We start from the raw sequence: 25,428 nt of genomic DNA on the forward strand, positions 1-25,428 counted from the left end.
CGTCCCGGCCGCCGGGTCAGGCGGGGCTCGGGGTCAGCGTGATCACCGTCTCGGTGGCCGCGTCCACGGCCGCGCGGCCGTAGAGCATCGGCACATAGTCCTGGCGCCCCCAGACCGGGGCCAGATCGGCGTAGTGCGGGCTTGCCGGGTCCCCCGACTGGCCCGGCACGTTGATGAAGACCGAACGGTCCCAGTCCCCCACATCCACGACCATGCGGAACGAGGCGCCGTGGGTGAGCCGGAACGTGTCGGTCCGGTACTCCGCGTGCATGACCGATGCCGCGGCTCCGCCCACGGGCAGCGGACCGATATCCCAGCGGGAATCGGGCCTCAGGGCGGTCAGCGGATGCGCGAACAGCGCGTGGTGCAGGCGGCCCCAGGACCAACCCGCCGGATCGGCGCCCATCCGCTCCCGGGAGGTGCGGTAGGCGGCGGCGAGGGCGTCGGTGAGCAGCGCCGCGCACGCCGCCGGGTCGAGACCGGTCTCCAGCCGCTCGATCAGGCTCTGCGTGTCGCCGGGCGGCAGCAGGCGCCGCGTCCCGGCATCGGGCACCAGCGCCGCGAGCAGGGCCGGGCGCAGGTGCCGGACCCAGACCACCTCGATGAGGGCCGCCGCCGCGGAGCCGTGGTGCAGGGCGCCGTGGAACGACGCCAGCAGAGCCTGGGCCGCGGCGACATCGGGATCGCCCGCCGCCGGCAGGGCCCGCACCAGATCAGCCAGCCGCCGGGCCGGCTCGGAGACGACATCCCCCTGGAGCGCCTGCGAGTCGGCGAGGCTGTGCCGGTCCGGCCCGCCGAGCACCGCCCGGATACGGCCGGCGCGCCAGGGCTCGGCCCATTCGAACCCGACCTTCCGATCCTCCGCGGGATAATCCGGCGGCAGGTTCATCTCGTTGGCGGTGGCGAGCCAGCCCGAGGCCGGATCGACGCTCCGGGGCAGGGCGCCGGGATCGTGGAAGCCGGCCCAATCGTAGCGGCCGTCGCCCGGCACCGGCAGCAATCCGTCATGGCCGGGGCGGACCGGCGCCTTGCCGGCCATGAACCACGCGATGTGCCCCGCGGTGTCGGCGTAGAGCTGGTTCACCGAGGGCGCCGACCAATGGCGCAGGGCCTCGCCGAAGGCCTCGGGCGTCGTGGCGCCGAGATAGGCGAGGCTGCCGAGATAGGCGGCAGCGCCGGGCTCCGACCAGACGGTCCGCAGCGCGAAGGCGCGGCCCTGGTCCTCGCGAAGCACCGGCCCGTGCCGGGTGAAGCCGAGGATGACGGTCTCGTCCGGTCCGCCGCGCACCGGGATCCGCTCCGTGATGCGCGTGATCGCCGCCCAACCGTCGCCGGAGCGATAGCGGTCGGGATCGGCCGGGTCGGTCTCGCAGACGAAGAGATCCTCCTGGTCCATCGGCGCGATGGTGAGGCTGAAGGCGGCCTGGCCGTTATGGCCGATGGAGATGCCGGGCAGGGCCGGCTCGCCGGCCCCGATCACGTCGAGCCCCGGGGCGGTCAGGTGCACGGCGTAGCGCAGCGAGGGCTGCAGGTAGACCCGGTGCGGATCGCTCGCCAGGATCGGCCGTCCGGTGGCGGTGCGGGACGGCGCCACCGCCCAGTTGTTCGAGCCCTCGGCCGGCTCCTTCGGCGCGCTGCGGGGGCCGCGCGTGACGGCTCCGTGCGCGTCGACCTTGGACCAGTCCCAGGCCTCCGCGCGGGTCGCCGCCATCCGGTCCGGGCTGAACCCCACCGTCGCCGTGGCCAGTCGGAAGTCGTCGAGGAGATCGTCCGGCCAGTCGACGGCGTCGAAACCGTCCGGGACAATGGGTTCGTGGGGCGGGCTGATCCGCTTGCGCAGGTCGTCCGCGGCGAGCCCGTCCGCCCGGCTCTCCGCACGGGCGAACACCCGTGCGCGGGCGACCTCGGACAGGACGTTGCGGATCAGCCCGTGGCTGCGGATGCGCACCACGTCCTCTGGCTGCCACAGGGCCGGGCGCGTGTCCGTCACGGCGAATTCCGGCGGGCGCAGCTCGGGACGCGCCTCGGTCAGGGTCACGTAGGCGTTGATCCCCGCCACGAACGCCGTGACGATGGCCCGCGTGTCCTGCGGCCCGTAGGCCGCCCACTCGGCCGCCATGTCACCGCGGTAGAGGAACAGCCGGGCCGCGCGATCCTGGGCGAGGTAGCCGGGCCCGAAATCCGCCGCCAGCAGGCCGAGGCCGCGCTTGCGCCAGAGGTCGAGCTGCCAGAGCCGGTCCCGGGCCGCGTTGAACCCCTGCGCCCGAAAGGCGTCGAGCGCCGTGCCGGCGCGGATATGCGCCAGCCCCCAGCGGTCGAGGCGGATCTCCACCGACGCGTCGAGGCCGGGGAGGGGATAGGTCGCGCCGCTCACAGAGCCACTTCGATGAGGTGCGGACCTGCATTGGCCAGCGCGTGCTCGAACGCCGCGATGAAGTCGGGCAGGGTCTCGACCCGCCGCCCCGCGACCCCGAATCCTCGGGCGAGGCTCACCCAATCCACCGCCGGATCGTCGAGGCTCAGCATGCCGAGCGCCTTCGGGCCGGGATTGAGCGCGCCGACATTGGCGAGTTCCGCCCGCAGGATCGCGTAGGAGCGGTTCGACCAGACGAGCGTCACCACGTCGAGGCGCTCGCGGGCCTGGGTCCAGAGCGCCTGCACCGTGTAGAGACCGCTGCCATCCGCCTGCAGGTTGATGACCTTGCGGTCGGGGCAGGCCACGGCGGCGCCGGTCGCCATCGGGATGCCGAGGCCGATCGACCCGCCGCTGAGCTGGAGCCAGGTATGGGGCGCGGCATCCCGGGTCAGGGCGAAGAAGTTGCGCCCCGTCGTGATCGACTCGTCGCAGATCACCGCGCCCTCGGGGATCAGCGCGCCGAGCACCTGCCCGATCGTGTCCTGGTCCAGCGGACCTGAGGTCGGGAGCTTCGGCCGCGGGCCGACGGCGACCGGTTCGGCGGGCGGGGCCGCGACGGCCTCGGCGAGCCGCTCGAGGGCGTCGATCTGGTCCTCCTCGGGCGTCGCCAGCGTGATCGTGGTGCTGCCCTCCGGCGCCAGCAGGCTCGGCTTGCCCGGGTAGGCGAAGAAGCCCACCGGCGGGGTCGCGCCGATCAGGATGATGTGGCGGAAGTCCTTCAGGGCCGCGATGCCCTGGTCGATCGGGTAGGGCAGGCGCTCGATCGGCACGGTGGCGGCGCCGCGGTCGATCCGGGCATTCGACGTCATGGCCATCAGCTGCGCGCCGGTCTTGCGGGCGATCCGGTCGGCGATCACCCGGCCCTCGTTCCGGACTGCCCGGTCGCCGAGATGCAGGAGCACCGGCTCGCCGCTCCGGAGCGCCTCCACGGCCGCCGCGATCGCGTCGTCGCTCGCCCGCGCACGCTCGGGGATCGGCGGCACGGGCGCGGGTCCGGTGCCGGGATCCCAGGCGGTGTTGGCCGGCAGGATCAGCGTCGCGACCTGACCCGGGGCGGTACGGGCGGCCGCGATGGCGGCGGCGCCGTCGGAGCCGATCTCGGTCGCGCTCATCCCGGTCCGCACCCAGGACGACATCGGATGGGCCAGCCCCTCGATGTCGGAGGTGAGCGGCGCGTTGTATTCCCGATGGTAGGTCGCGTGCTCGCCGACGATGTTGACGACGGGGGTGCGTGCCTTCTTGGCGTTGTGGAGGTTGGCCAATCCGTTGGCGAGGCCCGGCCCGAGATGGAGCAGGGTCGAGGCCGGCTTGTCGGCCATGCGGGCGTAGCCGTCGGCGGCACCCGTCGCCCCGCCCTCGAACAGGAACAGGACGCAGCGCATCCCCTCGACCCGGTCGAGGGCGGCGACGAAATGCATCTCGGACGTGCCGGGATTGGTGAAGCACACCTCGACCCCGCCCTCGACAAGGGTCCGGACCAAGCTCTCGGCCCCGTTGATGGCGCGCGGCGTCTCGTCGGTCACGGGTGTCTCCCTCGCGGTGCCGCCGAGTTGGCCGGCGAATCGCATTTTTTATTATCGTGACGCGGCTGACGCCACGCGCAAGAGGCGAAGTCCGGCATCTTCTGTTCGCCGAACGCAGGACCTAAACTTGAGCGTGGCGCGGGAATTGCGCTTGGCGCGCCGCAACTACGACGATTGGGATCCGGATGACATTTCGCCGCCTGATTGCCGCCGCCCTGGCGGGTTCCGTGGCCCTGACGGGATCGGCCAGCGCCGAGAGCGTCCTGCGCATCGCCATGACGGCGAGCGACATCCCCACCACGACGGGCATGCCCAACAACGGCTTCGAGGGGATGCGCTTCCTCGGCTACCCGATCTTCGAGGGGCTGGTGCAGTGGGATCTCAAGAGCACCACCAAGCTCGCCGGGCTCATCCCGGCTTTGGCCGAGCGCTGGGAGCAGGATCCGAACGACAAGGCGGTCTGGACCTTCCACCTGCGCCAGGGCGTGAAGTTCCATGACGGGACGCCGTTCAACGCCGACGCGGTGATCTGGAATCTCGACCGCTACTTCAAGAACGACAGCCCGCAATTCGAGGCCCAGGGCGCCGGAATCACACGGGCGCGGGCGCCGCTCGTCGGGAGCTACAGGAAGATCGACGATTCGACCGTGCAGATCACCACCACGCAGGTCGCCTCGTACTTCCCCTACATGGTGGTCTACGTGCTCTTCACCTCGCCCACCTCCTTCGAGAAGGCGGGGCGCGACTGGAGCAAGGTCGCGGCGCTTCCGGCAGCCGGCACGGGCCCGTTCAGGATCACCCGCGTGGCCCCGCGGGAGGCGGTCGATCTCGCCAAGTTCGACGGCTACTGGGACCCGGACCGGATGGCCAAGGTCGACAAGGTCCGGCTGCTGCCGATCCCGGAGGCGAATGCCCGGGTCGCGGCCCTCCGGGCCGGCCAGGTCGACTGGATCGAGGTACCGGCGCCCGACGCGATCCCGTCGCTGAAACAGGCGGGCTTCACGATCACCACGGGCTCATACCCGCATGTCTGGCCCTACCTCTTCAACATCGGCGCCAAGGACAGCCCGCTGAAGGATGTGCGCGTCCGGCAGGGCCTGAACTACTGCATCGACCGGGCGGGCATCGTCGAACTCCTCAACGGGACCGCCGAGCCGGCGACGGGGTGGCTGAACGACAAGGACCCGAATTTCGGCAACCCGAAGAACCGCTACACCTTCGACGCCGCCAAGGGGAAGGCGCTGCTGGCCGAGGCCGGCTTCACCGACAAGAAGCCGCTCAGCCTCAAGGTGATGATCTCCTCCTCCGGCTCGGGCCAGATGCTGCCGATGCCGATGAACGAGTACCTGCAGGAGAACCTGAAGCAGGCCTGCAACGTCGATCTGACCTTCAACGTCGTCGAATGGCAGGTTCTGCTGAACGCCGCCCGGGCGCTCCCCGACGCGCCGAACCTTCAGGGGGCGATGGCGCTCAATGTCTCCTCGCCCTCGTCGGATCCCGCCGTCATGGCCCGCTACTTCGCGGGCGACCGGTTCCCGCCCAACGGCTTCAACTTCCCCAACTGGAAGGATGACCCGTTCGACACGGCCCTGAAGGCGCTTGCCGAGACCACCGACGCCAAGGTGATCGACGCGCAGACCAAGACCGCCCATGAGCGCCTGGTGGACAACCCGCCCTGGCTGTTCGTCGTCCACGACCTCAATCCCCGCGGGATGTCCAAGAAGATCCACGGTTTCGTCTCGCCGCAATCCTGGTTCGTCGATCTCACCCTCGTCAGCGTGCAGTAGAACCCATGTCCGACATCGATCCCGTACACGCCTCCGCGGCCGAACTCGCCCGGGCGATCCAGGGGCGGACGCTCTCGCCGGTCGAGGCCGTCGATGCCCTTCTCGGGCGGATCGACCGGCTGGAGCCCAAGCTCCAGGCCTTCACGGAGGTCTTCGCCGCCGATGCCCGCCTCGCCGCCGAGGGCGCCGACCGGGCGATCCGGTCGGGCCATGCCGTGGGGCCGTTCCATGGCGTCCCAGTCGTGCTCAAGGACCTGATCGACCTGGAGGGCCGAATCACCATGGGCGGCTCGGCCGCCCACCGGGCCCGGCGGGCGGAGCGCACCGCGACGATCGCCAAGCGCCTCATCGGCCAGGGCATGATCGTGCTCGGCAAGACCCACACGGTGGAGTTCGCCTATGGCGGCTGGGGCACGAACCAGCATCTCGGCACACCGTGGAATCCCTGGGACACCGAGACGCCGCGCACCCCCGGCGGCTCGAGCAGCGGCACCGGCGTTTCGGTGGCGGCCCGGATGGCCCCCTGGGGCATCGGCACCGACACCGGCGGATCGGTGCGCCTGCCGGCCGCCTTCTGCGGGCTGACGGGGCTCAAGGTGACGGTCGGGCGCGTCTCGACCTGGGGGATCGTGCCGCTGTCTATGACCCTCGATACGCCCGGACCGCTGGCCCGCACCGTGGAGGATGCCGCGCTTCTCTACGAGGCGATCTCCGGCCCCGATCCCCGCGACCCGACCACCCGCGGGATCCAGCCGGACGCCCCCTGGCCCACCCTCACCCGCGGCGTCCGCGGTCTGCGCCTCGGCCGGATGCCAGCCTCGGAACGGGACGGGGTCGCCCCCGACATGCTGGCCGCCTACGACGCGGCCCTGGACCTCCTGGCCGGGCAGGGGGCGGAGATCGTGGATGTCGATCTGCCGTTCCGGTTCAGCGACTGCATGGCGCTGACCGAGATCACCAACGCGGAGGCCTACTTCGTCAATGGGAGCCTGGCGGAGGACCCGTCCGCGCAACTCGGCGACGCCGTGCGGGGGCGGATCCTGGCCGGCGCGACGGTCTCGGCCCAGGCGTACCTCGGCACGCTTCACCGGCGGGCCGCGATGAAAGAGCAATACGCTGCCGCCCTCGAGGGGATCGACGCCCTGCTGACGCCGACCACCGAGAGCGCGGCCGTGGCCCTCGCCGCCGTCGACGAGGCGCACCTGCCGTCGCGCTTCACCCGCTTCGGCAACCTGCTCGACCTCTGTGCCCTGGCTCTGCCGAACGGCTTCACCGGCTCCGGCCTGCCGCTCTCGCTGCAGATCGTCTGCCGGGGATACGAAGAGGCAACGGCTTTGCGGATCGGACAGGCCTACCAGCGGGCGACCGACTGGCACCTGCGCCGGCCGCCGATGTGAGGGGCGTTCGGATGCGTGCCGCCGGCTCCATCACCGGCTCACGGGACGGCGCGGCGAAAGGAACACGTCCGCCGCGCCGCCCTGCACCGGGCATCAGCGGGCGAATAGAGTCCAGATCCAGACGACGAGCGCCCAGAACGCCTTCAGGTTCAAGATCAGCGCTCTGAACCAGACCGACAGAAAGCTGAGAAAGATCACGGCACAGAGGAACGCGCTCATCCAGGCGGAATCCTCGGTGACGAGACCGAGCCGCCAGATGGCCCAGGAGCAAGCGAGTCCGAGGAGGCAAAGACCGAAGGCGATGACCACCGGGTGCGCCAGCCCCCGGTGCGCGGCGCTTCCGCCGTCTTGAGACGAAGCGTCCATGCGCGCGGCCCGTCGCGGAGATCGCCAGGAGCCTACGCGGCCACGGCTTACGATCGCCTTAGCGCCGAAGACCAATCAGCCGGACCGGCATGCCGCCGAGCCGCCGGCTCAGACAGCCGGTGCCTGGCCCGAGACCACGACGCCGAGGGTATCGAGCAGCGACGACCGGGCCCGGCTCACCCGGCTCTTGACGGTCCCGACCTGACAGCCGAGCTTCAGGGCGGCCTCCTCGTAGGTGTGACCCTCCGCCCCCACCAGCAGCAGCGCCTGCCGCTGTGCCGAGGGCAGGTCGCCGAGACGCTCCCAGACGACCTTGAGGGTGCTGGCATCCTCTTGGTCGGAGGGGCTGCTCATCTGACCCGCATGCGTCCCGTCCACATCCTCCACCTCCCGCCGCGTCTTGCGCAGGTCCGTGTAGAACTGGTTGCGCAGGATGGTGAACAGCCAAGCGGTGAAGTTCGTGCCCGGCCGGAACTTCTGCTGGTTCGCCCAGGCCTTCACGAAGGTCTCCTGCACCAGATCGTCGGCGCGACTCACATCGCCGACGAGCGACAGCGCGAAGGTGCGCAGAGCCGGCAAGGCCTTGATGATGTCGCCGCGGAAGTCGAAGGGCACCGTGTCGCCATGCGCCTTGATCGCCACCTCGAACCGGGTGACCAAGGCGGCGAGCTGCGCCGGCAGCGGCTCCTGCTCGACGACCCGGAAATACTCGCGGATCGGCAGGACGAGGTGCTGGCCGATGGCTGCGGCGTAGCTGTCATCCCGGGCACGTACGACGGCGTCGGGCAGGTCCGCAGCAGCATCAGTCATGAATCTTTCCGCCTCCAACACCGATTTACTGGAATCGCTCTAACGTCGGTAGCGGTAAAATTCTGAACCTATGCCAAACGCTCCCGAACGTGACAGGGAATTTAGGCAGAGCGCCCGGCAAGACGGACGAATCGGATCCGCGCAGCCGGACTGGCGCCGCCCCCTCGGGGGATGCACACTGCGCGCAGCCAGGAGAGCGGGATGAGCCACGATCACGCCGATCATGAGCATGATCACCACGATCATCAGCACGATCATCACCATGGCAGCGCCTTGTCGCCGGTGGAGGCCCGGGTGCGCGCCCTCGAATCCCTGCTCACCGAGAAGGGCTATGTCGACCCGGCGGCGCTCGATGCCCTGGTCGAACTCTACGAGACCAAGGTCGGCCCGCATGCGGGCGCCCGGGTCGTGGCACGGGCCTGGACCGATCCCGCATACCGGGCGCGGCTCCTGGCCGACGCCACGCCGGCCATCGCCGAACTGGGGATCGGCGGCCGCGGCGGCGAACACATGGTGGTGGTCGCGAACACGCCGGAGACGCATAACCTCGTCGTCTGCACCCTGTGCTCCTGCTACCCGTGGCCGGTGCTCGGCCTGCCCCCGGTCTGGTACAAGGCGCCGCCCTACCGGGCCCGGGCGGTGATCGACCCGCGCGGCGTTCTCGCCGAGTTCGGGGTGACGCTGCCGGAAACCACCCGCATCACCGTCTGGGACTCGACGGCCGAGACCCGCTACATGGTCCTGCCCATGCGGCCTGCCGAGACGGAGGGCTTTTCCGAGGAGTCGCTGGCCGCCCTCGTGACCCGCGATTCCATGATCGGCACGGGCCTGCCCAAGGGCATACCGGCCTCGCCCGTGGAGATGCCGGTATGAACGGCGCCCAGGATCTCGGCGGCTGCCACGGCTTCGGGCCGGTGACGCCGGAGCCGGACGAGCCGGTCTTCCACGCCCCTTGGGAGCGCCGCGTCTTCGCGATGGCGATGGCCATGGGCTACACGGGTGCGTGGAACCTCGACGGCAGCCGCGCCAATCGGGAATCCTTGCCGCCCGCGGAGTACCTTGCGGCGAGCTACTACGAGATCTGGCTGAAGGCCCTGGAGAAGCAGGTCGCCGCCACCGGATTGGCGACGCAGGCCGAGATCGAGGCCGGCAAGTCCGCGGCCCCGGCCGAGCCTGTCGCGCGCGTCCTGCACCGCGAGGGACTGGAAGAGCGCTTCCGGGCCGGCTTCCCGAGCAGCCGCACCGCCGCTGCCGCGGCCCGTTTCGCGGTGGGCGACGCGATCCGGGCGCGCAATGATCACCCAACCGGCCATACGCGGCTGCCGCGCTACGTCCGGGGCAGGCACGGCCGGATTGTGCGCGTCGACGGTGTCTTCGTCTTCCCCGACACCAACGCCTACGGGGCGGGCGAGAACCCGACATGGCTCTACACGGTGGCCTTCACCGCGCAGGAGTTGTGGGGCGAGAGCGGCGATTCGGGCGGCATCGTCACGGTGGCGGCCTTCGAACCCTATCTGGAGCCCGCGTGACCGATCCGTCGCCGAACGCCTTCGCGGCGCCCTGGGAGGCGCAGGTCTTCGCGCTGGTGGTCGCCCTGCGGGAAGCCGGAGTGTTCACGTGGTCGGAATGGGCAGCGCGCCTCGGGCGGGAGATCCGCCCGGCGGGCGCGCCGGAGCAGGCGGCCGATTACGGCGCGTGGCTCGCGACGCTGGAGGCGCTCCTGGCCGAGCGCGGCGTGGCCGGACCCGAGACCGTCGCGGCGCGGACCGCGGCCTTCCTGCGGGCCGCGGAGGCCACGCCCCACGGCCAGCCGATCCGCCTGGAGAACGATCCGCTCTACCGGCCCTGAGGCCGGAGCCCGTCGAGCGGCACCGGAGCCGCGTGAGACCGGCCGCTCATCAGCTGGTCGAGCAAGGCCAGGACCTCGGGCCGCCCGCAATTGCGCGCGGGCTCGAACGGCGTCCAGGTCTGGACGAAGTCGAGGCGCTCGAACACGTCACGGTAGCGGCGCAGTTCGCTCGGCGTGAGCGGTACCCCGCGGACGAAGGCCTTGTGGGCCGAGATCGTCGTGGCGCGGCGAAAATCGTCTGGGTCGAGTTCGAATTTCAGCGCGTCGCCGCAGAAGCAGATCTTCCGCGACCGGTCGTACAGGACCGCGTGGCCATCGAAATGGCCGGCGGTCCGGTGCAGTTCCAGGCCGGGCAGGGGCTCGAGGAAATCGTCGTAGGGCCAGCTCACCTGGAGCGCGGCGCTCCAGGTGAAGTCGGCCGCCGGCAGGCATAGCTCCGGGTCGAACCGGTCCTGGAGCTGCGGCAGCGCCCCGTAGGAATGCGGGTGCGAGGCCGAGAGGACCGCCATGCCGCCGAGCCGGGCGATCTGGTCGAGGGCGGCCTCGCTGAAGACCGGGCAGCCCTCGAAGCCCATATTCCCGTGCTCGGTCTGGATCAGGTAGGCGGAGGGCCCGATGCCGGAGACCGGCTCGTTCCAGAAGCGCCAGACGCCCGGCTCCAGCTCCTGCCAGTGACAGGGGAAGGCCTCCTGCGCCTCGCGGGCGGTGCGGAAGCGCCAGCCATCCTGCGGCACCACGTGGCGGGCGTCGAGGCACATCGGGCAGGCGGCCGGCGTTTCGAAGTGTCGCTGCCAGAAGCCGCAATTGTCGCAGGTATAGGCGGGCAGCTTCAGGGCGCCCGCGAAGGGCAGGTAGCCGGGCATCGTGGTGGACCTTCCTCGAGGCGGATCGTGTAACAGGCGGCGCGCTCGGACGCAGCCGTCAGGTCCTCTGAGGCAGCCGGCGCGCCGAACGGGCGGCATGGACGGTGCCGGCAAGCCCGACGAGCGCCAGCCCGGCGAGGCCGGCGACCAGGAGATCGCGGGTGCGGCTCGTGGCGAACTCGGTCCGGCTCGCCTTGGTCCTGTCGGAGAATCGGCCGTCGATCCCGACGGAACCGGGCACGGGCTCGTAGAGGTTGCCCGCCATGGCGGGAATGGTCTCGTCGGAGAGCTGCGCCGACCACATGGATGCAGCCTTGCGGTCGGCGAGCGCCGGCGCCAGCGCCTGCGCTGCGGCCATCATCATCGACGAGCGTCCGACCCAGACCTCCCGGCGCGGATGCTCGACCGCGTACAGGATCGCCTCGGCGCAGAGCCGCGGGTCGAAGACCGGATCCGGCGCGAATTGGCGGTGCCCGGTGCGGTTGCGCGCCCAGTTGAACTGGGGCGTGTTGACCGCCGGCAGGTAGATCACGCTGAGGCTGACATTGACCCGGTCGTGCAGCAGCTCGCAGCGCAGGGCGTCGGTGAAGCCCGACACCGCGAACTTCGCCGCGCAATAGGGCGCCTGCAGCGGCGCCGCCCGGATCGCCAGACCGGACGAGACCTGGATGATCGCGCCGCGATCGCGCCGCTTCATGTAGCGCAGGGCGGCGAGCGTCCCGTAGACCTGGCTGAGATAGGTGGTCTCGGTGACCCGCCGATATTCGTCCGGCGTGATCCGATCAGCCGGGCTCACCACGGTCGACATGGCGTTATTGACCCAGGCGCGGATCGGGCCGAGTTCGCGCTCCACCTGTTCCGCGGCCCCGTCCACGGCCTGCGAATCGGCCACGTCGGCCCCGATCGCCAGGACCGGCTGGCCGTAGGCGGCCAGCGCCCGCTCCACCGCGGCGAGACGACCCGGATCCCGTGCGATCACCGCCACCGACCAGCCGCGCGCAGCGAATTCATGGGCCGTGGCGAGCCCGATCCCGGCCGTGCCCCCAGTGACGACCGCAACCCGTGCCATACCCACCTCACCGTCGACAGATCGAACCGGCAACACGGATCGACGCCCTCGGTTGCGTCGTCGGACCGGGCCGCATCGTCACGGGGCGGCCGAATTCCGTTCCGGCGACGCAACGTCCGACGGCCACAGCTGTTGACTGCCTGTACCGCGTCATGCCGAACCATCGAGGGTCGCAGCCATGCGCACCGGACGACGCTTCTCCCTGCCGATCGATCCCTGGCCGCAGGCCTCTCTGGCCGAGCGGACCGCCGTCGGGATGGTGCTGACGTTCCTGCTGCTGCTGCCGGCCTGTGCGGCCGGGGCCGCGCTCTTCGTGATCACGACGCTCGCGGCCCACATGTACTGGTCCTACGACCTCGGCGCCTCGCTGCACGCCCTCATCGCCCGGCACGTCGGGCGGAAGGAGCGCCTGGCCCCGAAGACCTGACGCGGCCTGCCGGCCGATCCGCCACGGGCGGTGCCGGTTCACACGGTCCGACACCGCGACGGCCGTGATCCCTGTGCGTTCGCATCGGTCCGATTTGACCTGACCGTCTCTCGTAGGCCAGTCAGGGTCGGAACCGAGAGAATGCCATGTTCCGTACCCTGATGACTGCGCGGCGGTTCGCGCCGCTGTTCTGGTGCCAGTTCTTCTCGGCGTTCAACGACAATTTTCTCAAGAACGCGCTGGCCTTCCTGATCCTGTTCGGCATCGGCGGCCAGGCGGATGCCCATGCCGGCGTCCTGGTGACCCTGGCGAGCGCCGTCTTCATCGGGCCGTTTTTCATCCTGTCAGGGCTCGGCGGCCAGTGGGCCGACCGGTACGATAAGGCCCTGATGGCCCGGCGGCTCAAGTTCGCCGAGATCTTCGCGGCCGGCGCCGCCGTGCTCGGCTTCCTGCTGCATTCCGTGCCGATCCTGTTCGTCGCGCTCGGCCTGTTCGGAACGATCGCGGCCCTGTTCGGCCCGATCAAGTACGGGATCCTTCCGGACCATCTCCGGCGCGAGGAGCTGCCCGCCGGCAACGCCCTGGTGGAGGCGGCGACCTTCCTGGCGATTCTGCTGGGGACGATCGCGGCGGGCGCGGCCTCGGCGATGGGCGGGTCCGGAATCGTGTTCGGCGCCCTGGTGATGGGCTTCGCCGTCCTGTGCTGGCTCTCGGCCCGGATGATCCCGGCGACCGGGGAGGGGGCACCGGACCTGCGCGTCGACCCGAACGTCGCCCGCTCCACCTACGCGCTGCTGCGCGACCTCTGGGCCGACACGCGCCTGTGGCGCGGCTCGCTCACCGTGAGCTGGTTCTGGCTCGTCGGCGTGGTGGTGCTGTCGCTGCTGCCCGTCCTGGTCCGCGGCGCCTTCAACGGCACCGAGACGGTGATCACGCTGCTCCTGGCGCTCTTCTCCATCGGCATCGCATTGGGCTCCGGCCTCGCCTCGTGGCTCGCCAGCGGCCGGATCGTGCTGCTGCCGACGCCGGTGGGCGCGGTTCTGATGGGGCTGTTCGGCCTCGATCTCGCCTGGACGGTCGGCCATCTCCCGGCGCCCCCCGCGGAGCCGATCGGGCCCCTCGCGTTCCTGCAGACCGGCCACGGCCTGCGCGCCGGGATCGACTTCCTCGGACTCGCGGTCTCGGGAGGCCTCTACATCGTCCCGTCCTTCGCGGCCGTGCAGGCCTGGGCCGAGAAGGCGATGCGGGCGCGAATCATCGGCGCGGTCAACGTCATGACGGCGGCCTTCATGGTGGCCGGCACCCTGGCGCTCGCGGGTCTGCAGGGCGCGGGCCTGTCGATCGCGAGCCTTCTCGCCGTGGTGGCGGTGCTGAACGTCCTCGTCGGCGCGATCGTGTTCGCGACCCTGCCGACCAGCCCGTTCCGCGACGCCCTGTCGATCCTGTTCCGGGCTTTCTATCGCCTGGAAGTCCGGGGCTTCGACAACCTCGCGGCGGCCGGGCCGAACGCCATCGTGGCGCTCAACCACGTCTCGTTCCTCGACGCGCCGCTGGCCCTGTCGCTCCTCGAGCAGGAGCCGGTCTTCGCCATCGACAGCGGAATCGCGCAGCGCTGGTGGGTGCGGCCGTTCCTGCGCGTCACCAAGGCGATGCCCCTGGACCCGACCCGGCCGCTGGCCACCCGGACGCTGATCAATGCGGTCAAGGGCGGCGAGACCCTGATCATCTTCCCCGAGGGTCGGCTCACCGTCACCGGCAGCCTGATGAAGGTCTATGACGGCGCCGGGCTCATCGCCGACAAGTCCGACGCGATGGTGGTGCCCGTGAAGATCGACGGGCTGGAGCGCACCGCGTTCTCGCGCCTCTCCCGCCGGCAGGTCAGCCGCCGCTGGTGGCCCAAAGTCGTCGTGACGGTGATGCCGCCGGTGCGCCTGACGGTGGACCCGGCCCTCAAGGGCAAGGCGCGACGGCAGGCGGCCGGTGCGGCCCTCTACGGCATCATGTCGGACCTCGTCTTCCGCACCACCGACATCGACCGCGGATTGATGGCGGCTTTGATCGAGGCGGGCGAGCTTCACGGCTGGCGCCGCAACGCCCTGGAGGACCCGGTCGGCGGAAAGCTCAGTTACGGCCGGCTCGTGATGGGCGCCAACATCCTCGGCCGCAAGCTGATGCCGCTCGCGCCCCTCGGCGGGCGGATCGGCGTCATGCTGCCGAACGCCAACGGCGCCGCCGTGACGCTCTTCGCGCTGGCTTCCGCGGGCCGGGTCCCGGCAATGATCAATTTCTCGGCCGGCCCCGCCAACGTCCTCTCCGCCTGCCGGGCGGCCGAGGTGAGCCGGATCCTCACCTCCCGGGCCTTCATCGAGAAGGGGCGGCTCGGACCGCTCGTGGAGGCGATCCGCGACTCGGTGGAGCTCGTCTACCTGGAGGACGTGCGGGCGGGCATCACCACCGGGGACAAGATCCGGGGCTTTCTCGCGCCCCGGCGCCCCCTCGTGGCCCGCCGCGGCGAGGATCCGGGGGCGGTGCTGTTCACCTCGGGCAGCGAGGGCACGCCGAAGGGTGTGGTGCTCGCCAACCGCTGCATGCTCGCCAACGTGGCGCAGGTGGCGGCCCGGATCGATTTCGGGCCGATGGACAAGGTGTTCAACGTCCTGCCCGTGTTCCACGCCTTCGGCCTGACGGCCGGGCTGATCCTGCCCTTGGTCTCGGGCGTGCCGGTCTACCTCTACCCGTCGCCGCTGCACTACCGGATCGTCCCGGAGCTGATCTACGGCTCGAACAGCACCGTTCTGTTCGGGACCGACACGTTCCTCACGGGCTATGCCCGGGCCGCCCATTCCTACGACCTGCGCTCGCTGCGCTACGTCGTCGCCGGCGCCGAGGCCGTGAAGGAGACGACCCGGAGGACCTATGCCGAGAAGTTCGGGCTGCGCATCCTGGAGGGCTACGGCGTCACCGAATGCGGACCGGTCGTGGCGCTCAACACGCCGATGTTCAACCGCTTCGGCACGGTCGGGCGGATCCTGCCCGGTATCGAGACCCGCCTGGACCCGGTGCCGGGGATCGACGAGGGCGGCCGCCTGTCGCTACGCGGCCCCAACATCATGCTGGGCTATCTGCGCGCCGAGAAGCCGGGCGTCCTGGAGCCGCCGCCGGGGGGCTGGCACGACACCGGTGACATCGTGGCGATCGACCCGATGGGCTTCGTGACGATCAAGGGCCGGGCGAAGCGCTTCGCCAAGGTCGCGGGGGAGATGGTCTCGCTCGCCGGCGTCGAGGCGTTGGCCGCCGAACTCTGGCCCGATCGTCCGAGCGCCGTGGCGGCGCTGCCGGACCCGCGCAAGGGCGAGCGGCTGGTCCTGTTCACGCAGGAGACGGGCGCCACCCGGGCGGCCTATCAGAGCTTCGCCAAGAGCCGTGGCGCCTCGGACGTGGCGATCCCGGCCGAAGTCGTGGTGCTGGAGGCGATCCCGATGCTCGGCACCGGCAAGATCGACCAAGTGGCCGTCACCAAGCTGGCCCTGGAGCGCGCGAAAGAGACGGCGGCCGCCTGACCGGAGGCCCTCACGCCCCGCGTCACCCAAACGGGGGATGCGGGGTGCCCCGGGATCCGATGGTATCGCGCATACAGCCGCGATTCGAGACGCTCGGCGCGTACGGGTTGCGTGTCTGAGGGGGACGCGGGTCGGTTCGACGAGGGGCAGATCATGCAGAAGGGCAGGCCTATTCCCGCTTGGCTGGCGAGGCGGACCTATTTCAAGCGGATCGGGCGCTGGACGAAGCCCGGCAAGGCGGCGGCGCCCTCCGAACCGGTGGCGGCCCCGATCCCCTCCAACGTCGTGCCCTTTCCGGTCCGGATGAACCGCCCGGATCGCCCCGTCCTCGAGGACCTGCGCGTGGTCGGCACGGCGTAGGGTCGGGCCTCGCCCGGACCGGACGGTCGCGCGCGGTCGGCGCCCGGGATCGCCGGGGGACTTGTCGGCCGCGCCGGAACGGTAAATCCTGCGCCGTCGGAGCCGGAACCGGGGGGATGCGTGCCGCACGACGGGTCCGATCCGAGCAGGCCGGCGCCCCCGCGGGCGCGGCGCATCGGTTCGCGGCTGGCTTTCGGAGCCGCCGCGCTCGGTCTGAGCCTCCTTGTGGCCGGCGTCGGCGCGCTCTGGCGTTTCGCCGACGCGCTTCCCCCCCTCGACCTCAGCCCCGCAGAGGCGCGCTCGACGGTGGTGCTGGACCGGGCCGGCACGCTGCTGCGCCCTTTCGCGACAGGGGACGGGCGCTGGCGCCTGCCGGTCACCACGGAGACGGTCGATCCACGCTATCGGGCCATGCTGCTCGCCTTCGAAGACCGCCGCTTCGCCGATCATCCCGGCATCGATCCGGCCGCGGTGTTGCGCGCCGCCCTCCAGTGGCTGGTCCGGGGCCACATCGTCTCGGGTGCCTCGACCCTGTCGATGCAGGTGGCCCGCCTGGTCGAGCCGCGACGGGAGCGCTCCCTCGCGGCCAAGCTCCGCCAGATGGTGCGCGCGGTCGCGCTGGAGCGACGTCTCGGGAAGTCCGGGCTCCTCGATCTCTATCTGGCGCTGGCCCCCTATGGCGGTCCGCTGGAGGGCGTCCGGGCGGCGAGCATCGCGTATTTCGGGCGGGAGCCGGTGCGGCTGACCGCGGCGCAGGCGGCTCTCCTCGTCGCCCTGCCGCAATCGCCCGAGACCCGCCGCCCGGACCGGTTCGCGGACCGCGCCCGCGCCGCCCGCGATCGGGTCCTAGCCGTCGCGCAGGCCCGCGGCATCCTCACCGCGGCCGAGGCCGAGGCCGCCCGGGCCGAGCCGGTGCCGACGGCGCGCCGGCCGTTCCCGATGCTCGCGGCGCATGCCGCCGAGGAGGCGGTCGCGGCCGACCCGGAGGCTGCAACGATCCGCCTTGCCATCGACGGCCGCCTGCAGGAGAGACTGGAAGCGCTGGCGGCCGAGCGCGCAGCCGCCGCCGGGCCGGACCTCTCGGCCGCGATCCTCGTCCTCGACAATCGTGACGGGCGGGTGCTCGCCCAGGTGGGCAGCGCCGGCTACCTCGACCCGTCCCGGCGCGGCGCCATCGATATGACCCTGGCGGTGCGCTCCCCCGGCTCGGCGCTGAAGCCGTTCGTCTACGCCATGGCCTTCGCGGACGGCCTCGCGCATCCCGAGACGCTGCTGGAAGACCGGCCCGCCCGCTTCTCGGCAAGCTACGCCCCGGAGAATTTCGACCTGACCTTCCAGGGCACGGTGACGGCCCGCCGGGCCCTGCAGCTTTCGCTCAACGTGCCGGCGGTCGAATTGATGGACGCGGTGGGGCCCGCCCGCTTCATCGCCCGGCTGCGCGCCGCCGGGGCCGGGATTCAGCTCCCCCGAGAGGCCGCGCCGGGGTTGCCGGTCGCACTGGGCGGGCTCGGAATCACGCTCACCGATCTCGCCCGTCTCTATGCCGGGCTCGCCCGCGGCGGCGCGGTTCCAGACCTGCTGCGCCGCGCCGACGGGGTCGCGGCCGAATCCCGGCACCGCGTCGCGGAGCCCGTGGCCGCCTGGTACGTCGCCGACATCCTGCGCGGGACACCGCCGCCGGAGAACGCCCTGCCCAATCGCATCGCCTACAAGACCGGCACCTCCTACGGGTACCGCGACGCCTGGGCGGCGGGCTTCGACCGTCACGTCACGGTCGTCGTCTGGGCCGGTCGGCCGGACGGCGCCGCGGTGCCGGGGCTCGTGGGCCGGACGGTCGCGGCGCCGCTCCTGTTCGACGCCTTCGCGCGCCTCGGGATCGAGCCCGAGCCGGTCCCGCAGCCGCGGGATGCGCTGGTCGTTGGGACGGGGCGCCTGCCGCCGCCGCTGCAGCACCTGCGCCGCGAGGCGGCCGAGACGGCGGGCCCGGCGCTGCGGATCGCGTATCCGCCGGACGGGGCGCGGATCGATCTCGGCCTCGGCGCGGACGCCCACGGCGCGGCGGATGGCGGTCCGGGCCTCGCCTTGAAGGCCCTGGGCGGGGTGCCACCGCTCACCTGGCTGGTCGATGGTCAGCCGGTCATTCAGACGCCGCGACGGCGGGCAGAATGGGTGCCGGGGGGCGCAGGCTTCGCCCGGATCTCGGTCCTGGATGCGACCGGCGCCAGCGACAGCGTGTCTGTCCGGCTCGAATAGGCTTACGCAATCCTGGCTGCCGGCGCAGCACCGGGCGCCGCAGTGGAATCCGGATGCGTCTGGATCAGCGGCCGATCCCGAACCCGCGCGGTGTGTCGGCGGCGCCGCGCTGCCCGCAGACCTCCAGCGCGGCGGCGATCCGCGTCGCGCTGGCCGCGGACCCGTGCGACAGGCTGAGGACGGTGCCGAGGATCCCGGCGCTCACGAGGACGCCGAGGGCTGCCACACCGAGCAGCACGTAGCTCATCAATCTGTTGCGGCGCAGGTCGCCCGTCAGCGCCCGGATCAGATCCTGGTTGTCTTCGGCCAGACGATTCCGCGCCGCCACCAGCTCGTTGTACATGTTGGTGATGGCGTTGGTGGACATGTACACGAGCAGCAGGTGGACGACGAAGTCGTCGTCCGTCGTGGTGTTGAGGGCGGCCGCGATCCGCACGGCGAGCTGGCGCTCCCAGGGCTGCAGATCGCGGCCATGGACCGACCGGTAGAACCGCTCGAGGTTGGTCACGGCCGAAGGGCATCCCGCCACGCCGTGTGGAAGTTGCGCCGCAGGCGGCGGCCCTCGACCCGAAGGCGCATCGGCGCGCTGTTCGCCAGGGCCTGCCAGGTCATGTGCTGGACCCGCAGGGCCTCGATCAGCCGCTCGCCGATCCGCTCCACCTCGATGACGCGGAAGTTCGACTGCTTGCGCAGGGAGCGCACGAGATCGGACGATTCGAGATAATCGAAATTCGTCGCCTGGGCGGTGTTCTTGGCCAGGATCGCCCGATCGCACTCGATCAGCATGGGCCGGAGTTCCCTGAGGACCTCCAGGGCGGTGGGATCGACCGCGCCGGCCGCGACGACCACAGCGAGGCGGATATTCGCCTCCCGGCAGCTCTCCACGATGATCTCGGCACAGCGGCGCGTCGTCTCGGTATCGCCGGCCGGGAAGTCGACCACGATGAAGCGTTCGGGGGTCTCGATGACCCGTTCGATCAGGTCTTGGCACAGGGTCGGGTCGACGCGCCCCGTGCTGTCTTCGGCACGCAGGCGCTGCCGGAAGCCGGTGATTCCGGACCTGCGCGCCACGAAATTGTCGCTGCCGGGGTTGGTCTCCTGCATGAGCGCGGTGTGGAAATGCCGGTTGGCCGGATCGGTGTCGATCGCCAGCACCGGACCCGCCTCCGCACAGAGATCGGCCACCTGAAGGGCGATGGTGGTCTTGCCGACGCCGCCCTTGCCGCCGAGGCAGAGGACGAGAACCTTCGCGGCAGAGCCCAGAAGATCGCGCTGGATGTCCTGGATCTCGTCCGGGCTGTACCAGGCCGGAACTTTACTCTGGGACGTGTCGGTCATGCGCTGTCTCCTTGCTGATTCATGCAGGACGGCCTCGGCACGCGCGGCACCGGGTCTGCGGGCATTCGGGGGTCACGGGACCAGCCCGCACGGGCGCTCCGGGGACGCGGTGCGGGCTCCCGACGGCGCGATCGCGCAAAGGGCTCTCGGGCCTTCGTGAGGGAAGGATCCGATCATGCCGGTGCCGACGGGGGCGGGGAGCCCCACCGGTGACGCTGGCCTGGGCCGAGCGCGGTCGCGTGCGCCGTCCCTTCGCGTCCCCCCGGCGATAGGCGTCTCGGATTGGCGTCCGTCGCCACGGTAGGCACTCCGTTCCTGGATCTCTTTCTTCGACGGTTGGACCCGGAAGCTTTCGCTTCGCCGCAGCCGAGTTCTGGAAAGATCTGGCGCGCCACAGGAAACAACGCAAGCCAGGTCTTATCAGTTTTACTCTTAAATCTCCGTCTAACGTGCGATCATTAAAAAACTTTTATATTTGATCACAACGCACTAATCGTCGATTAAATGAGTAATTTTCTTATACTCATCGATATACGGCAGACATAATCCTCAATTCGGCAGATTCGTCCGGACGGATAGCGAGCCCCTCCGCATATCCGGCATGTGACGGGAAAGGCCCGTCGAAACGATCCGATCCGGGGCGGCCCTCAGCACTTCGCGAATGACGGGTGCGCGCGCGGACGTCAGCGGGCCGCAGCGAGGGGGGCGAACACGTCCAGGAGGCCGTTCACCAGGATCTGCGTGCCAACGCACAGCAGCAGGAAGGCGAAGAGGCGGCCCATCACCCGGGCGCGGGCCGGGCCTATGAACGCCACCACCCGGTCGGCGGAGGCGTAGAGCACGGCGACCGTGGCGGCGACCGCGAGGGCTGCCAGCGTGACGCCGATGTAGAAGCTGAACCGCTCCGCATAGGCCGTCGGCCGGTTCGCCCCCAGGGTGATGGCAACCGCGATCGTCCCCGGTCCCGTGGTGAACGGCAGCGTCAGGGGGAAGAAGGCGATGTCGGAGAGGGGGCCCGGTGCCGGATCGCCCTGCGGCTCTGTCGAGACGGCGCCGCGGCCCGCCGAGCCCGAGGCCTCGGCCTGCTTGCGCGCCTCCCGCGCCTCCGGCCGGTTCAGCTGCGTCCAGGCCGACGACATGACCACGAGGCCGCCGGCGATGCGCAGCGCCCCCAGCGTCACGCCGAAGAAATTGAGGATCGGCGTGCCCGCCCAGAGGGCGCCGAGCATCACCAGGGCGGCGTAACCGCCGATCCGCCGCGACAGCAGCACGCGCTCGGCGTGGCTGAAGGCGCTCGTCACCTGCGCGAAGATGAACGCACCCCCAATCGGGTTCACGATCGAGAACAGGGCCGACAGGGCGAGCAGGAACTGCTGGGTGGTGAGGTCGAGGCTCATCGGGTCCAACCGGATCGCACGCTGTCCTGGACCATCGACCGCCGTGGATGGGGATCGCGCATCCGGATCAGCCCGGGGAGGGGGCCGGCACCAGCACACGGGCCGGCGCGAGACGGCGGGCGCGCCGCACCTGCTGCACGGCGACGGGCCGGTACAGCTGCTTCGTCGCGTCGACCACGTGCAGGCCCGCGAAGGGCAGGGACAGGCTGGTGCCGAGCCACTCCCAGGCGGGTCCGGTGCGCAGCATCAGGCGCGAGCGTGCCGGCGGCATGTACAGGGTCTCGGCCCAGCTCACCGGCGAGAACAGCGTATCCCGCATCAGCCGTCCGAGCTGCGAGCGGCTGTAGGGCTGGCCGTGACCGAAGGGCGTCGCCTCCCGGCGCGCCCAGACGCCCCGGCGGTTGGGCACCACCAGGATCATGCGGCCGCCCGGGGTGAGGGTCCGCCAGACCTCCTGCAGCAGCTCTGTCGGGCTCTCCACCGATTCGAGGGCGTGGACCAGGATGACCCGGTCGATGGCGGCCTCGGGCAGCGGCATCATGGTGGGATCGGCCAAAGCCGCGCAGGAACGCCCGGTGCTCGGCCAGTTCACCACGCCCTGCGTGGCCGGCATGAAGGCGAGCGTGCGCTCGGCGATATAGTGGACCGGCCCGAGATAGGGCGTCGCGTAGCCGATCCCGAGGACGCGCAGCCCCGAGACCGAGCCGAGGAAATCGTGGAGCGCGCGGCCGACCACACGATGCGTCGTGCGGCCCAGAGGGCTGGCGTAGAAGGCCCGCAAGCCGTTGACGTCGAGACGCATGGGAACAGAAGATCGCGATCGGAACGGTCGTTGTACTCAATGGTGAGCCGCGCGCCGCGCGGCAAGCGTCGGAGGAACCCGGCGGGACCATCACCTGTTCACGGCAACAGATTTCGCGCCCCTTCGCGTTCCTGGGAGACCCCGTCCGATGGCCGCCGAGACCGAGATTCGCACCTTCCTCTGCCGCAGCGACAATATCGGCGTGCTCATCCGCGATCCGGCGACCGGCGCCTGCGCGGCGATCGACGTCCCAGAGGCCGGGCCGGTCCTGAAGGCCCTCGACGAGACCGGCTGGCGCTTGACCGACATCCTCGTCACGCACCGGCACGGCGACCATGTCGAGGGCATCCCGGCGGTGAAGCAGGCGACCGGGGCCCGGGTGGTCGCCCCCGCCAAGGCCGGGGACGCGGTTCCGCAGGTGGACGTGACGGTGCGAGAGGGCGACACCGTCGCGATCGGCCGCCTGGAAGCCCAGGTCTGGGAGACGCCGGGCCACTGCGCCGACCATGTGACCTACTGGTTCGCCGAGGCCGGCCTCGTCTGCGCCGGGGACACCCTGTTCACCCTCGGCTGCGGTCGGGTGATGGAGAGCCCGCCCGAGACCCTGTACCGCTCCCTGCGGCGCTTCGACGATCTGCCCGACGCGACGCAGGTGTTCAGCGGCCACGACTACGTACTCTCCAACGCACGCTTCGCCCTGGCGGCCGATCCGGACAATCCGGACCTGAAGGCGCGCTTCGCCGAGGCCGAGCGCGCCAAGGCGGAAGGCCGCTTCCTGATCCCCTCGACCATGGGCGCGGAACGGGCGACCAACCCGTTCCTGCGCAGTGGACAGCCGGCCCTGGCCCGGTCCGTCGACCTACCGCCGGAAAGCGATCCCGAGGCGGTGTTCGTCGCCTTGCGAGCGTGGAAGAACCGCTTTTAACGCAGGTGATAACGAGAAAAATTTGTTGCCTTCTCAAGGCAAACTGACACATAGGGATGTTTAAGCGGTCCTAATCCGCTCAGGTAACCGGGCTCCCGGGGGGAAGCCGTAACGTCAACGCGAAGCGCCGGGACGCTTCAGCCGGTATGATGGGGGTCCGTCTCGCCCTACCACCTGTCCACTTCCCGCCTGCCGCTGCCTTTCCTCAGGCCAGAGTCCGACGGGTCCAAGGAGGAGGCGCTCAGCGCCAAGCCCAAGATTTCCGTCGCCGACGCACTCCGCGAAAATGGTGACGCGGCCAGTCCTGCGCGCCCGCGGGCGCCGGTTGCGGCCGACGTCCGGCTGCTCGGCATCGCCACCGAGCATCTGTCGCGGCTCGGCCCCAAGCGCGTGACGGTTGTGGCCGTTGCCGCTGAGGCCGGCATGACGCACGCCAACGTGTACCGTTACTTCCCGTCGAAGGACGCGCTCCTCGACGCGGTGGCGGGGCGCTGGCTGCGCGAGGTCGAAGCCCGGCTCGCCGGCATCGCCGACGCGCCCGATCCCGCCGACGACAAGATCGAGCGCCTGCTGACAGCCCTCGCGACGGTCCAGCGGGACGCCCTGTTCGACGAACCGAACCTGTTCGCGGTCCATCTCGACGCCACCGTGTCGGCCCGGCCGATCGCCCGGCGGCATCGCGTCCGCCTGCGCAGTCTCGTGGAGCGGGTGGTCGAAGAGGGGATCACGTCCGGGATCTTCTCGGCTCGCGATCGGGAGCGGGCGATCGCCTACATCTTCGACGCGAGCTACCGCTTCACGCATCCCCTGGCGATCCAGCACGATGCCGAAGTGCCCCGCGACCTGATCGAGGCCCGTTTCGGAGCCGTCATCCACGCGATCCAGCGGGTGCTCCGCTCCGGCATCCTCTGATCCACCGCTTTCGCGAACGCCGATCGCCGGGCCCGGACTCCCCTGTCCGGGCCCTTGTCGTTTCCGCGCTGCGGGCCGATCCGAGCGCCGCCCCCGACCGAAATGACAGGTTTCAGAATCTGTCATCGAGACTTCGGAGCGCCTGCGGAGCCGGGTGCACTGCACCTAAAACCTTCGCGACGTTGACGTTTCGGCACACCCCTCGCCTCGTTGAGAGGCCGCCGGATGCCTCGGACGCGCCGGCCGCGCACCCTGCATCGGGTTGAAGCCACGGTGCTTTTCGGCCACACAGCCGCGCAGATTTCAGAGTGACGAATCCGGTCTCGGACCCTGGCGGCCGAGCACGGCCGGCCTCGCGCACCGCATCACCGAAGTCGAACGCAGCGGAGACGAATCCGACATGGCTCGCAACAAGATCGCGCTCATCGGTGCCGGCCAGATCGGCGGCACCCTGGCACTTCTCGCTGGCCTCAAGGATCTCGGGGACGTGGTGCTGTTCGACATCGTCGACGGCGTGCCGCAGGGCAAGGCACTCGACATCGCCGAGGCCGCCCCGGTGGAGGGCTTCGACGCGACCTACGCGGGCGCGAGCGACTACGCCGCCATCAAGGGGGCCGACGTCGTGATCGTCACCGCGGGCGTGCCGCGCAAGCCCGGCATGAGCCGCGACGACCTGATCGGCATCAATCTCAAGGTGATGCAGGCGGTGGGCGAGGGCATCAAGACCCACGCGCCGGACGCCTTCGTGATCTGCATCACCAACCCGCTCGACGCGATGGTCTGGGCGCTCCAGAAGTTCTCCGGTCTGCCCACCAACAAGATCGTCGGCATGGCCGGCGTTCTCGACTCGGCCCGCTTCCGCCACTTCCTGGCCGAGGAGTTCAAGGTCTCGGTCGAGGACGTCACCGCCTTCGTCCTCGGCGGCCACGGCGACGACATGGTGCCGCTGACCCGCTACTCGACGGTGGCGGGCGTGCCGCTGACCGACCTCGTCAAGCTCGGCTGGACCACCCAGGAGAAGCTCGACGCCATGGTCGAGCGCACCCGCAAGGGCGGCGGCGAGATCGTCAACCTGCTCAAGACCGGCTCGGCCTTCTACGCGCCCGCCGCCTCCGCCATCGCCATGGCCGAGAGCTACCTGCGCGACAAGAAGCGGGTCCTGCCCTGCGCCGCCTATCTCGACGGCCAGTACGGCGTCTCCGGCATGTTCATCGGCGTGCCGATCGTGATCGGCGCGAACGGCGTGGAGCGCGTGCTCGAGGTGACCTTCGACGCGGCCGAGAAGACGATGTTCGACAAGTCGGTCGCCTCGGTGGCGGGCCTGATCGAGGCCTGCAAGGGCGTCGACAGCAACCTCGCCTGACCGGTAAGCGG

At 70.6% G+C, this 25,428-nt stretch carries 22 protein-coding genes; 12 read left to right on the forward strand and 10 right to left on the reverse strand.

The features are described 5' to 3' along the window. Positions 1-16: 16 nt before the first annotated feature. Together MCBMB27_RS02105 and MCBMB27_RS02110 are read right to left on the reverse strand one after the other, a co-directional pair. Entirely contained in the window at positions 17-2,374 is a 2,358-nt protein-coding gene (locus MCBMB27_RS02105) for a penicillin acylase family protein (RefSeq protein ID WP_075379753.1), read from the reverse strand. Beyond that, positions 2,371-3,915, reverse strand: a complete 1,545-nt coding sequence (locus MCBMB27_RS02110) for an acetolactate synthase large subunit (RefSeq protein WP_075381849.1) — start codon at positions 3,913-3,915, stop codon at positions 2,371-2,373. Before MCBMB27_RS02110 ends, MCBMB27_RS02105 begins: the two co-directional genes overlap by 4 nt. Before the next feature lie 209 nt (positions 3,916-4,124). Here MCBMB27_RS02110 and MCBMB27_RS02115 point away from each other — a divergent pair, with 209 nt between their 5' ends. Beyond that, positions 4,125-5,726, forward strand: coding sequence for an ABC transporter substrate-binding protein (locus tag MCBMB27_RS02115; RefSeq protein ID WP_052083552.1), 1,602 nt, complete (start codon positions 4,125-4,127; stop codon positions 5,724-5,726). Between the two features lie 5 nt (positions 5,727-5,731). Continuing rightward, a complete protein-coding gene (locus tag MCBMB27_RS02120; RefSeq protein WP_075379754.1) occupies positions 5,732-7,123 on the forward strand; it encodes an amidase in 1,392 nt (463 codons plus the stop codon). Positions 7,124-7,216: 93 nt separating this feature from the next. Here the strand turns inward: MCBMB27_RS02120 and MCBMB27_RS02125 are convergent, their stop codons facing one another. After that, a complete protein-coding gene (locus MCBMB27_RS02125) occupies positions 7,217-7,489 on the reverse strand; it encodes a hypothetical protein (protein ID WP_139231585.1) in 273 nt (90 codons plus the stop codon). Between the two features lie 108 nt (positions 7,490-7,597). After that, a complete protein-coding gene (locus MCBMB27_RS02130) occupies positions 7,598-8,299 on the reverse strand; it encodes a sigma-70 family RNA polymerase sigma factor (RefSeq protein ID WP_043358038.1) in 702 nt (233 codons plus the stop codon). Positions 8,300-8,500: 201 nt separating this feature from the next. Here MCBMB27_RS02130 and nthA point away from each other — a divergent pair, with 201 nt between their 5' ends. Genes nthA through MCBMB27_RS02145 form a run of 3 tightly spaced genes read left to right on the forward strand, consistent with a single transcriptional unit; the run spans position 8,501 to position 10,148 of the window. Further along, a complete protein-coding gene (nthA, locus tag MCBMB27_RS02135) occupies positions 8,501-9,172 on the forward strand; it encodes a nitrile hydratase subunit alpha (RefSeq protein WP_075379756.1) in 672 nt (223 codons plus the stop codon). Further along, complete coding sequence (gene nthB / locus MCBMB27_RS02140; protein WP_075379757.1) at positions 9,169-9,828, forward strand: nitrile hydratase subunit beta; 660 nt, start codon at positions 9,169-9,171, stop codon at positions 9,826-9,828. Before nthA ends, nthB begins: the two co-directional genes overlap by 4 nt. Beyond that, entirely contained in the window at positions 9,825-10,148 is a 324-nt protein-coding gene (locus MCBMB27_RS02145; RefSeq protein WP_043388833.1) for a nitrile hydratase accessory protein, read from the forward strand. Before nthB ends, MCBMB27_RS02145 begins: the two co-directional genes overlap by 4 nt. Here the strand turns inward: MCBMB27_RS02145 and MCBMB27_RS02150 are convergent. Further along, positions 10,136-11,011: an MBL fold metallo-hydrolase gene (locus MCBMB27_RS02150; protein WP_043756023.1), complete on the reverse strand. Its 876-nt coding sequence runs from the start codon at positions 11,009-11,011 to the stop codon at positions 10,136-10,138. The genes MCBMB27_RS02145 and MCBMB27_RS02150 overlap by 13 nt on opposite strands. 58 nt (positions 11,012-11,069) lie before the next feature. Then, on the reverse strand, positions 11,070-12,080 hold the full coding sequence (locus tag MCBMB27_RS02155; RefSeq protein ID WP_075379759.1) for an SDR family oxidoreductase: 1,011 nt from the start codon (positions 12,078-12,080) through the stop codon (positions 11,070-11,072). Between the two features lie 178 nt (positions 12,081-12,258). On the opposite strand from MCBMB27_RS02155, the gene MCBMB27_RS02160 reads away from it, so the two are divergent. The 4 genes from MCBMB27_RS02160 to pbpC all read left to right on the forward strand — a co-directional run bounded on the left by MCBMB27_RS02160 (position 12,259) and on the right by pbpC (position 18,680). Continuing rightward, positions 12,259-12,507, forward strand: coding sequence for a hypothetical protein (locus MCBMB27_RS02160; protein ID WP_043354976.1), 249 nt, complete (start codon positions 12,259-12,261; stop codon positions 12,505-12,507). A gap of 146 nt (positions 12,508-12,653) precedes the next feature. Continuing rightward, complete coding sequence (locus MCBMB27_RS02165) at positions 12,654-16,067, forward strand: acyl-[ACP]--phospholipid O-acyltransferase (RefSeq protein WP_043388838.1); 3,414 nt, start codon at positions 12,654-12,656, stop codon at positions 16,065-16,067. Between the two features lie 111 nt (positions 16,068-16,178). Further along, positions 16,179-16,427, forward strand: a complete 249-nt coding sequence (locus MCBMB27_RS02170) for a hypothetical protein (RefSeq protein ID WP_236952867.1) — start codon at positions 16,179-16,181, stop codon at positions 16,425-16,427. 120 nt (positions 16,428-16,547) lie between these two features. Continuing rightward, positions 16,548-18,680, forward strand: coding sequence for a penicillin-binding protein 1C (pbpC, locus tag MCBMB27_RS02175; protein ID WP_075379761.1), 2,133 nt, complete (start codon positions 16,548-16,550; stop codon positions 18,678-18,680). 64 nt (positions 18,681-18,744) lie between these two features. On the opposite strand, the gene MCBMB27_RS02180 is transcribed toward pbpC, so the two are convergent. From MCBMB27_RS02180 to MCBMB27_RS02195, 4 genes are all read right to left on the reverse strand, one after another. After that, entirely contained in the window at positions 18,745-19,188 is a 444-nt protein-coding gene (locus tag MCBMB27_RS02180) for a hypothetical protein (RefSeq protein ID WP_075379762.1), read from the reverse strand. After that, positions 19,185-20,018 carry a nucleotide-binding protein gene (locus MCBMB27_RS02185; RefSeq protein ID WP_043354968.1) on the reverse strand — a complete coding sequence of 278 codons (834 nt, stop codon included), beginning with the start codon at positions 20,016-20,018 and terminating at the stop codon, positions 19,185-19,187. The genes MCBMB27_RS02180 and MCBMB27_RS02185 overlap by 4 nt, the downstream gene beginning before the upstream one ends. 683 nt (positions 20,019-20,701) lie before the next feature. After that, complete coding sequence (locus MCBMB27_RS02190) at positions 20,702-21,415, reverse strand: MarC family protein (protein ID WP_043354982.1); 714 nt, start codon at positions 21,413-21,415, stop codon at positions 20,702-20,704. A gap of 67 nt (positions 21,416-21,482) precedes the next feature. Next, a complete protein-coding gene (locus tag MCBMB27_RS02195) occupies positions 21,483-22,217 on the reverse strand; it encodes a methyltransferase domain-containing protein (protein WP_043354966.1) in 735 nt (244 codons plus the stop codon). Between the two features lie 148 nt (positions 22,218-22,365). On the opposite strand from MCBMB27_RS02195, the gene gloB reads away from it, so the two are divergent. The 3 genes from gloB to mdh all read left to right on the forward strand — a co-directional run bounded on the left by gloB (position 22,366) and on the right by mdh (position 25,417). Continuing rightward, complete coding sequence (gene gloB, locus MCBMB27_RS02200) at positions 22,366-23,142, forward strand: hydroxyacylglutathione hydrolase (RefSeq protein ID WP_075379763.1); 777 nt, start codon at positions 22,366-22,368, stop codon at positions 23,140-23,142. 342 nt (positions 23,143-23,484) lie between these two features. Continuing rightward, positions 23,485-24,054 (forward strand): TetR family transcriptional regulator, encoded by a 570-nt coding sequence (locus tag MCBMB27_RS02205; RefSeq protein WP_007560094.1) that lies wholly within the window; start codon positions 23,485-23,487, stop codon positions 24,052-24,054. Between the two features lie 400 nt (positions 24,055-24,454). Continuing rightward, positions 24,455-25,417: a malate dehydrogenase gene (gene mdh / locus MCBMB27_RS02210; protein WP_043354955.1), complete on the forward strand. Its 963-nt coding sequence runs from the start codon at positions 24,455-24,457 to the stop codon at positions 25,415-25,417. Positions 25,418-25,428 lie beyond the last annotated feature (11 nt).

Source organism: Methylobacterium phyllosphaerae (assembly GCF_001936175.1).
Lineage (GTDB): Bacteria > Pseudomonadota > Alphaproteobacteria > Rhizobiales > Beijerinckiaceae > Methylobacterium > Methylobacterium fujisawaense.

Bases quoted from the DNA above. Each gene is read 5' to 3' on its own strand.
- MCBMB27_RS02190 (WP_043354982.1), bottom strand. From the start codon at position 21,415: ATGAGCCTCGACCTCACCACCCAGCAGTTCCTGCTCGCCCTGTCGGCC.
- MCBMB27_RS02160 (WP_043354976.1), top strand. From the start codon at position 12,259: ATGCGCACCGGACGACGCTTCTCCCTGCCGATCGATCCCTGGCCGCAG.
- MCBMB27_RS02150 (WP_043756023.1), bottom strand. From the start codon at position 11,011: ATGCCCGGCTACCTGCCCTTCGCGGGCGCCCTGAAGCTGCCCGCCTAT.
- MCBMB27_RS02195 (WP_043354966.1), bottom strand. From the start codon at position 22,217: ATGCGTCTCGACGTCAACGGCTTGCGGGCCTTCTACGCCAGCCCTCTG.
- MCBMB27_RS02165 (WP_043388838.1), top strand. From the start codon at position 12,654: ATGTTCCGTACCCTGATGACTGCGCGGCGGTTCGCGCCGCTGTTCTGG.
- gloB (WP_075379763.1), top strand. From the start codon at position 22,366: ATGGCCGCCGAGACCGAGATTCGCACCTTCCTCTGCCGCAGCGACAAT.
- MCBMB27_RS02185 (WP_043354968.1), bottom strand. From the start codon at position 20,018: ATGACCGACACGTCCCAGAGTAAAGTTCCGGCCTGGTACAGCCCGGAC.
- MCBMB27_RS02115 (WP_052083552.1), top strand. From the start codon at position 4,125: ATGACATTTCGCCGCCTGATTGCCGCCGCCCTGGCGGGTTCCGTGGCC.
- mdh (WP_043354955.1), top strand. From the start codon at position 24,455: ATGGCTCGCAACAAGATCGCGCTCATCGGTGCCGGCCAGATCGGCGGC.
- MCBMB27_RS02130 (WP_043358038.1), bottom strand. From the start codon at position 8,299: ATGACTGATGCTGCTGCGGACCTGCCCGACGCCGTCGTACGTGCCCGG.
- MCBMB27_RS02125 (WP_139231585.1), bottom strand. From the start codon at position 7,489: ATGGACGCTTCGTCTCAAGACGGCGGAAGCGCCGCGCACCGGGGGCTG.
- MCBMB27_RS02120 (WP_075379754.1), top strand. From the start codon at position 5,732: ATGTCCGACATCGATCCCGTACACGCCTCCGCGGCCGAACTCGCCCGG.
- nthA (WP_075379756.1), top strand. From the start codon at position 8,501: ATGAGCCACGATCACGCCGATCATGAGCATGATCACCACGATCATCAG.
- MCBMB27_RS02155 (WP_075379759.1), bottom strand. From the start codon at position 12,080: ATGGCACGGGTTGCGGTCGTCACTGGGGGCACGGCCGGGATCGGGCTC.
- nthB (WP_075379757.1), top strand. From the start codon at position 9,169: ATGAACGGCGCCCAGGATCTCGGCGGCTGCCACGGCTTCGGGCCGGTG.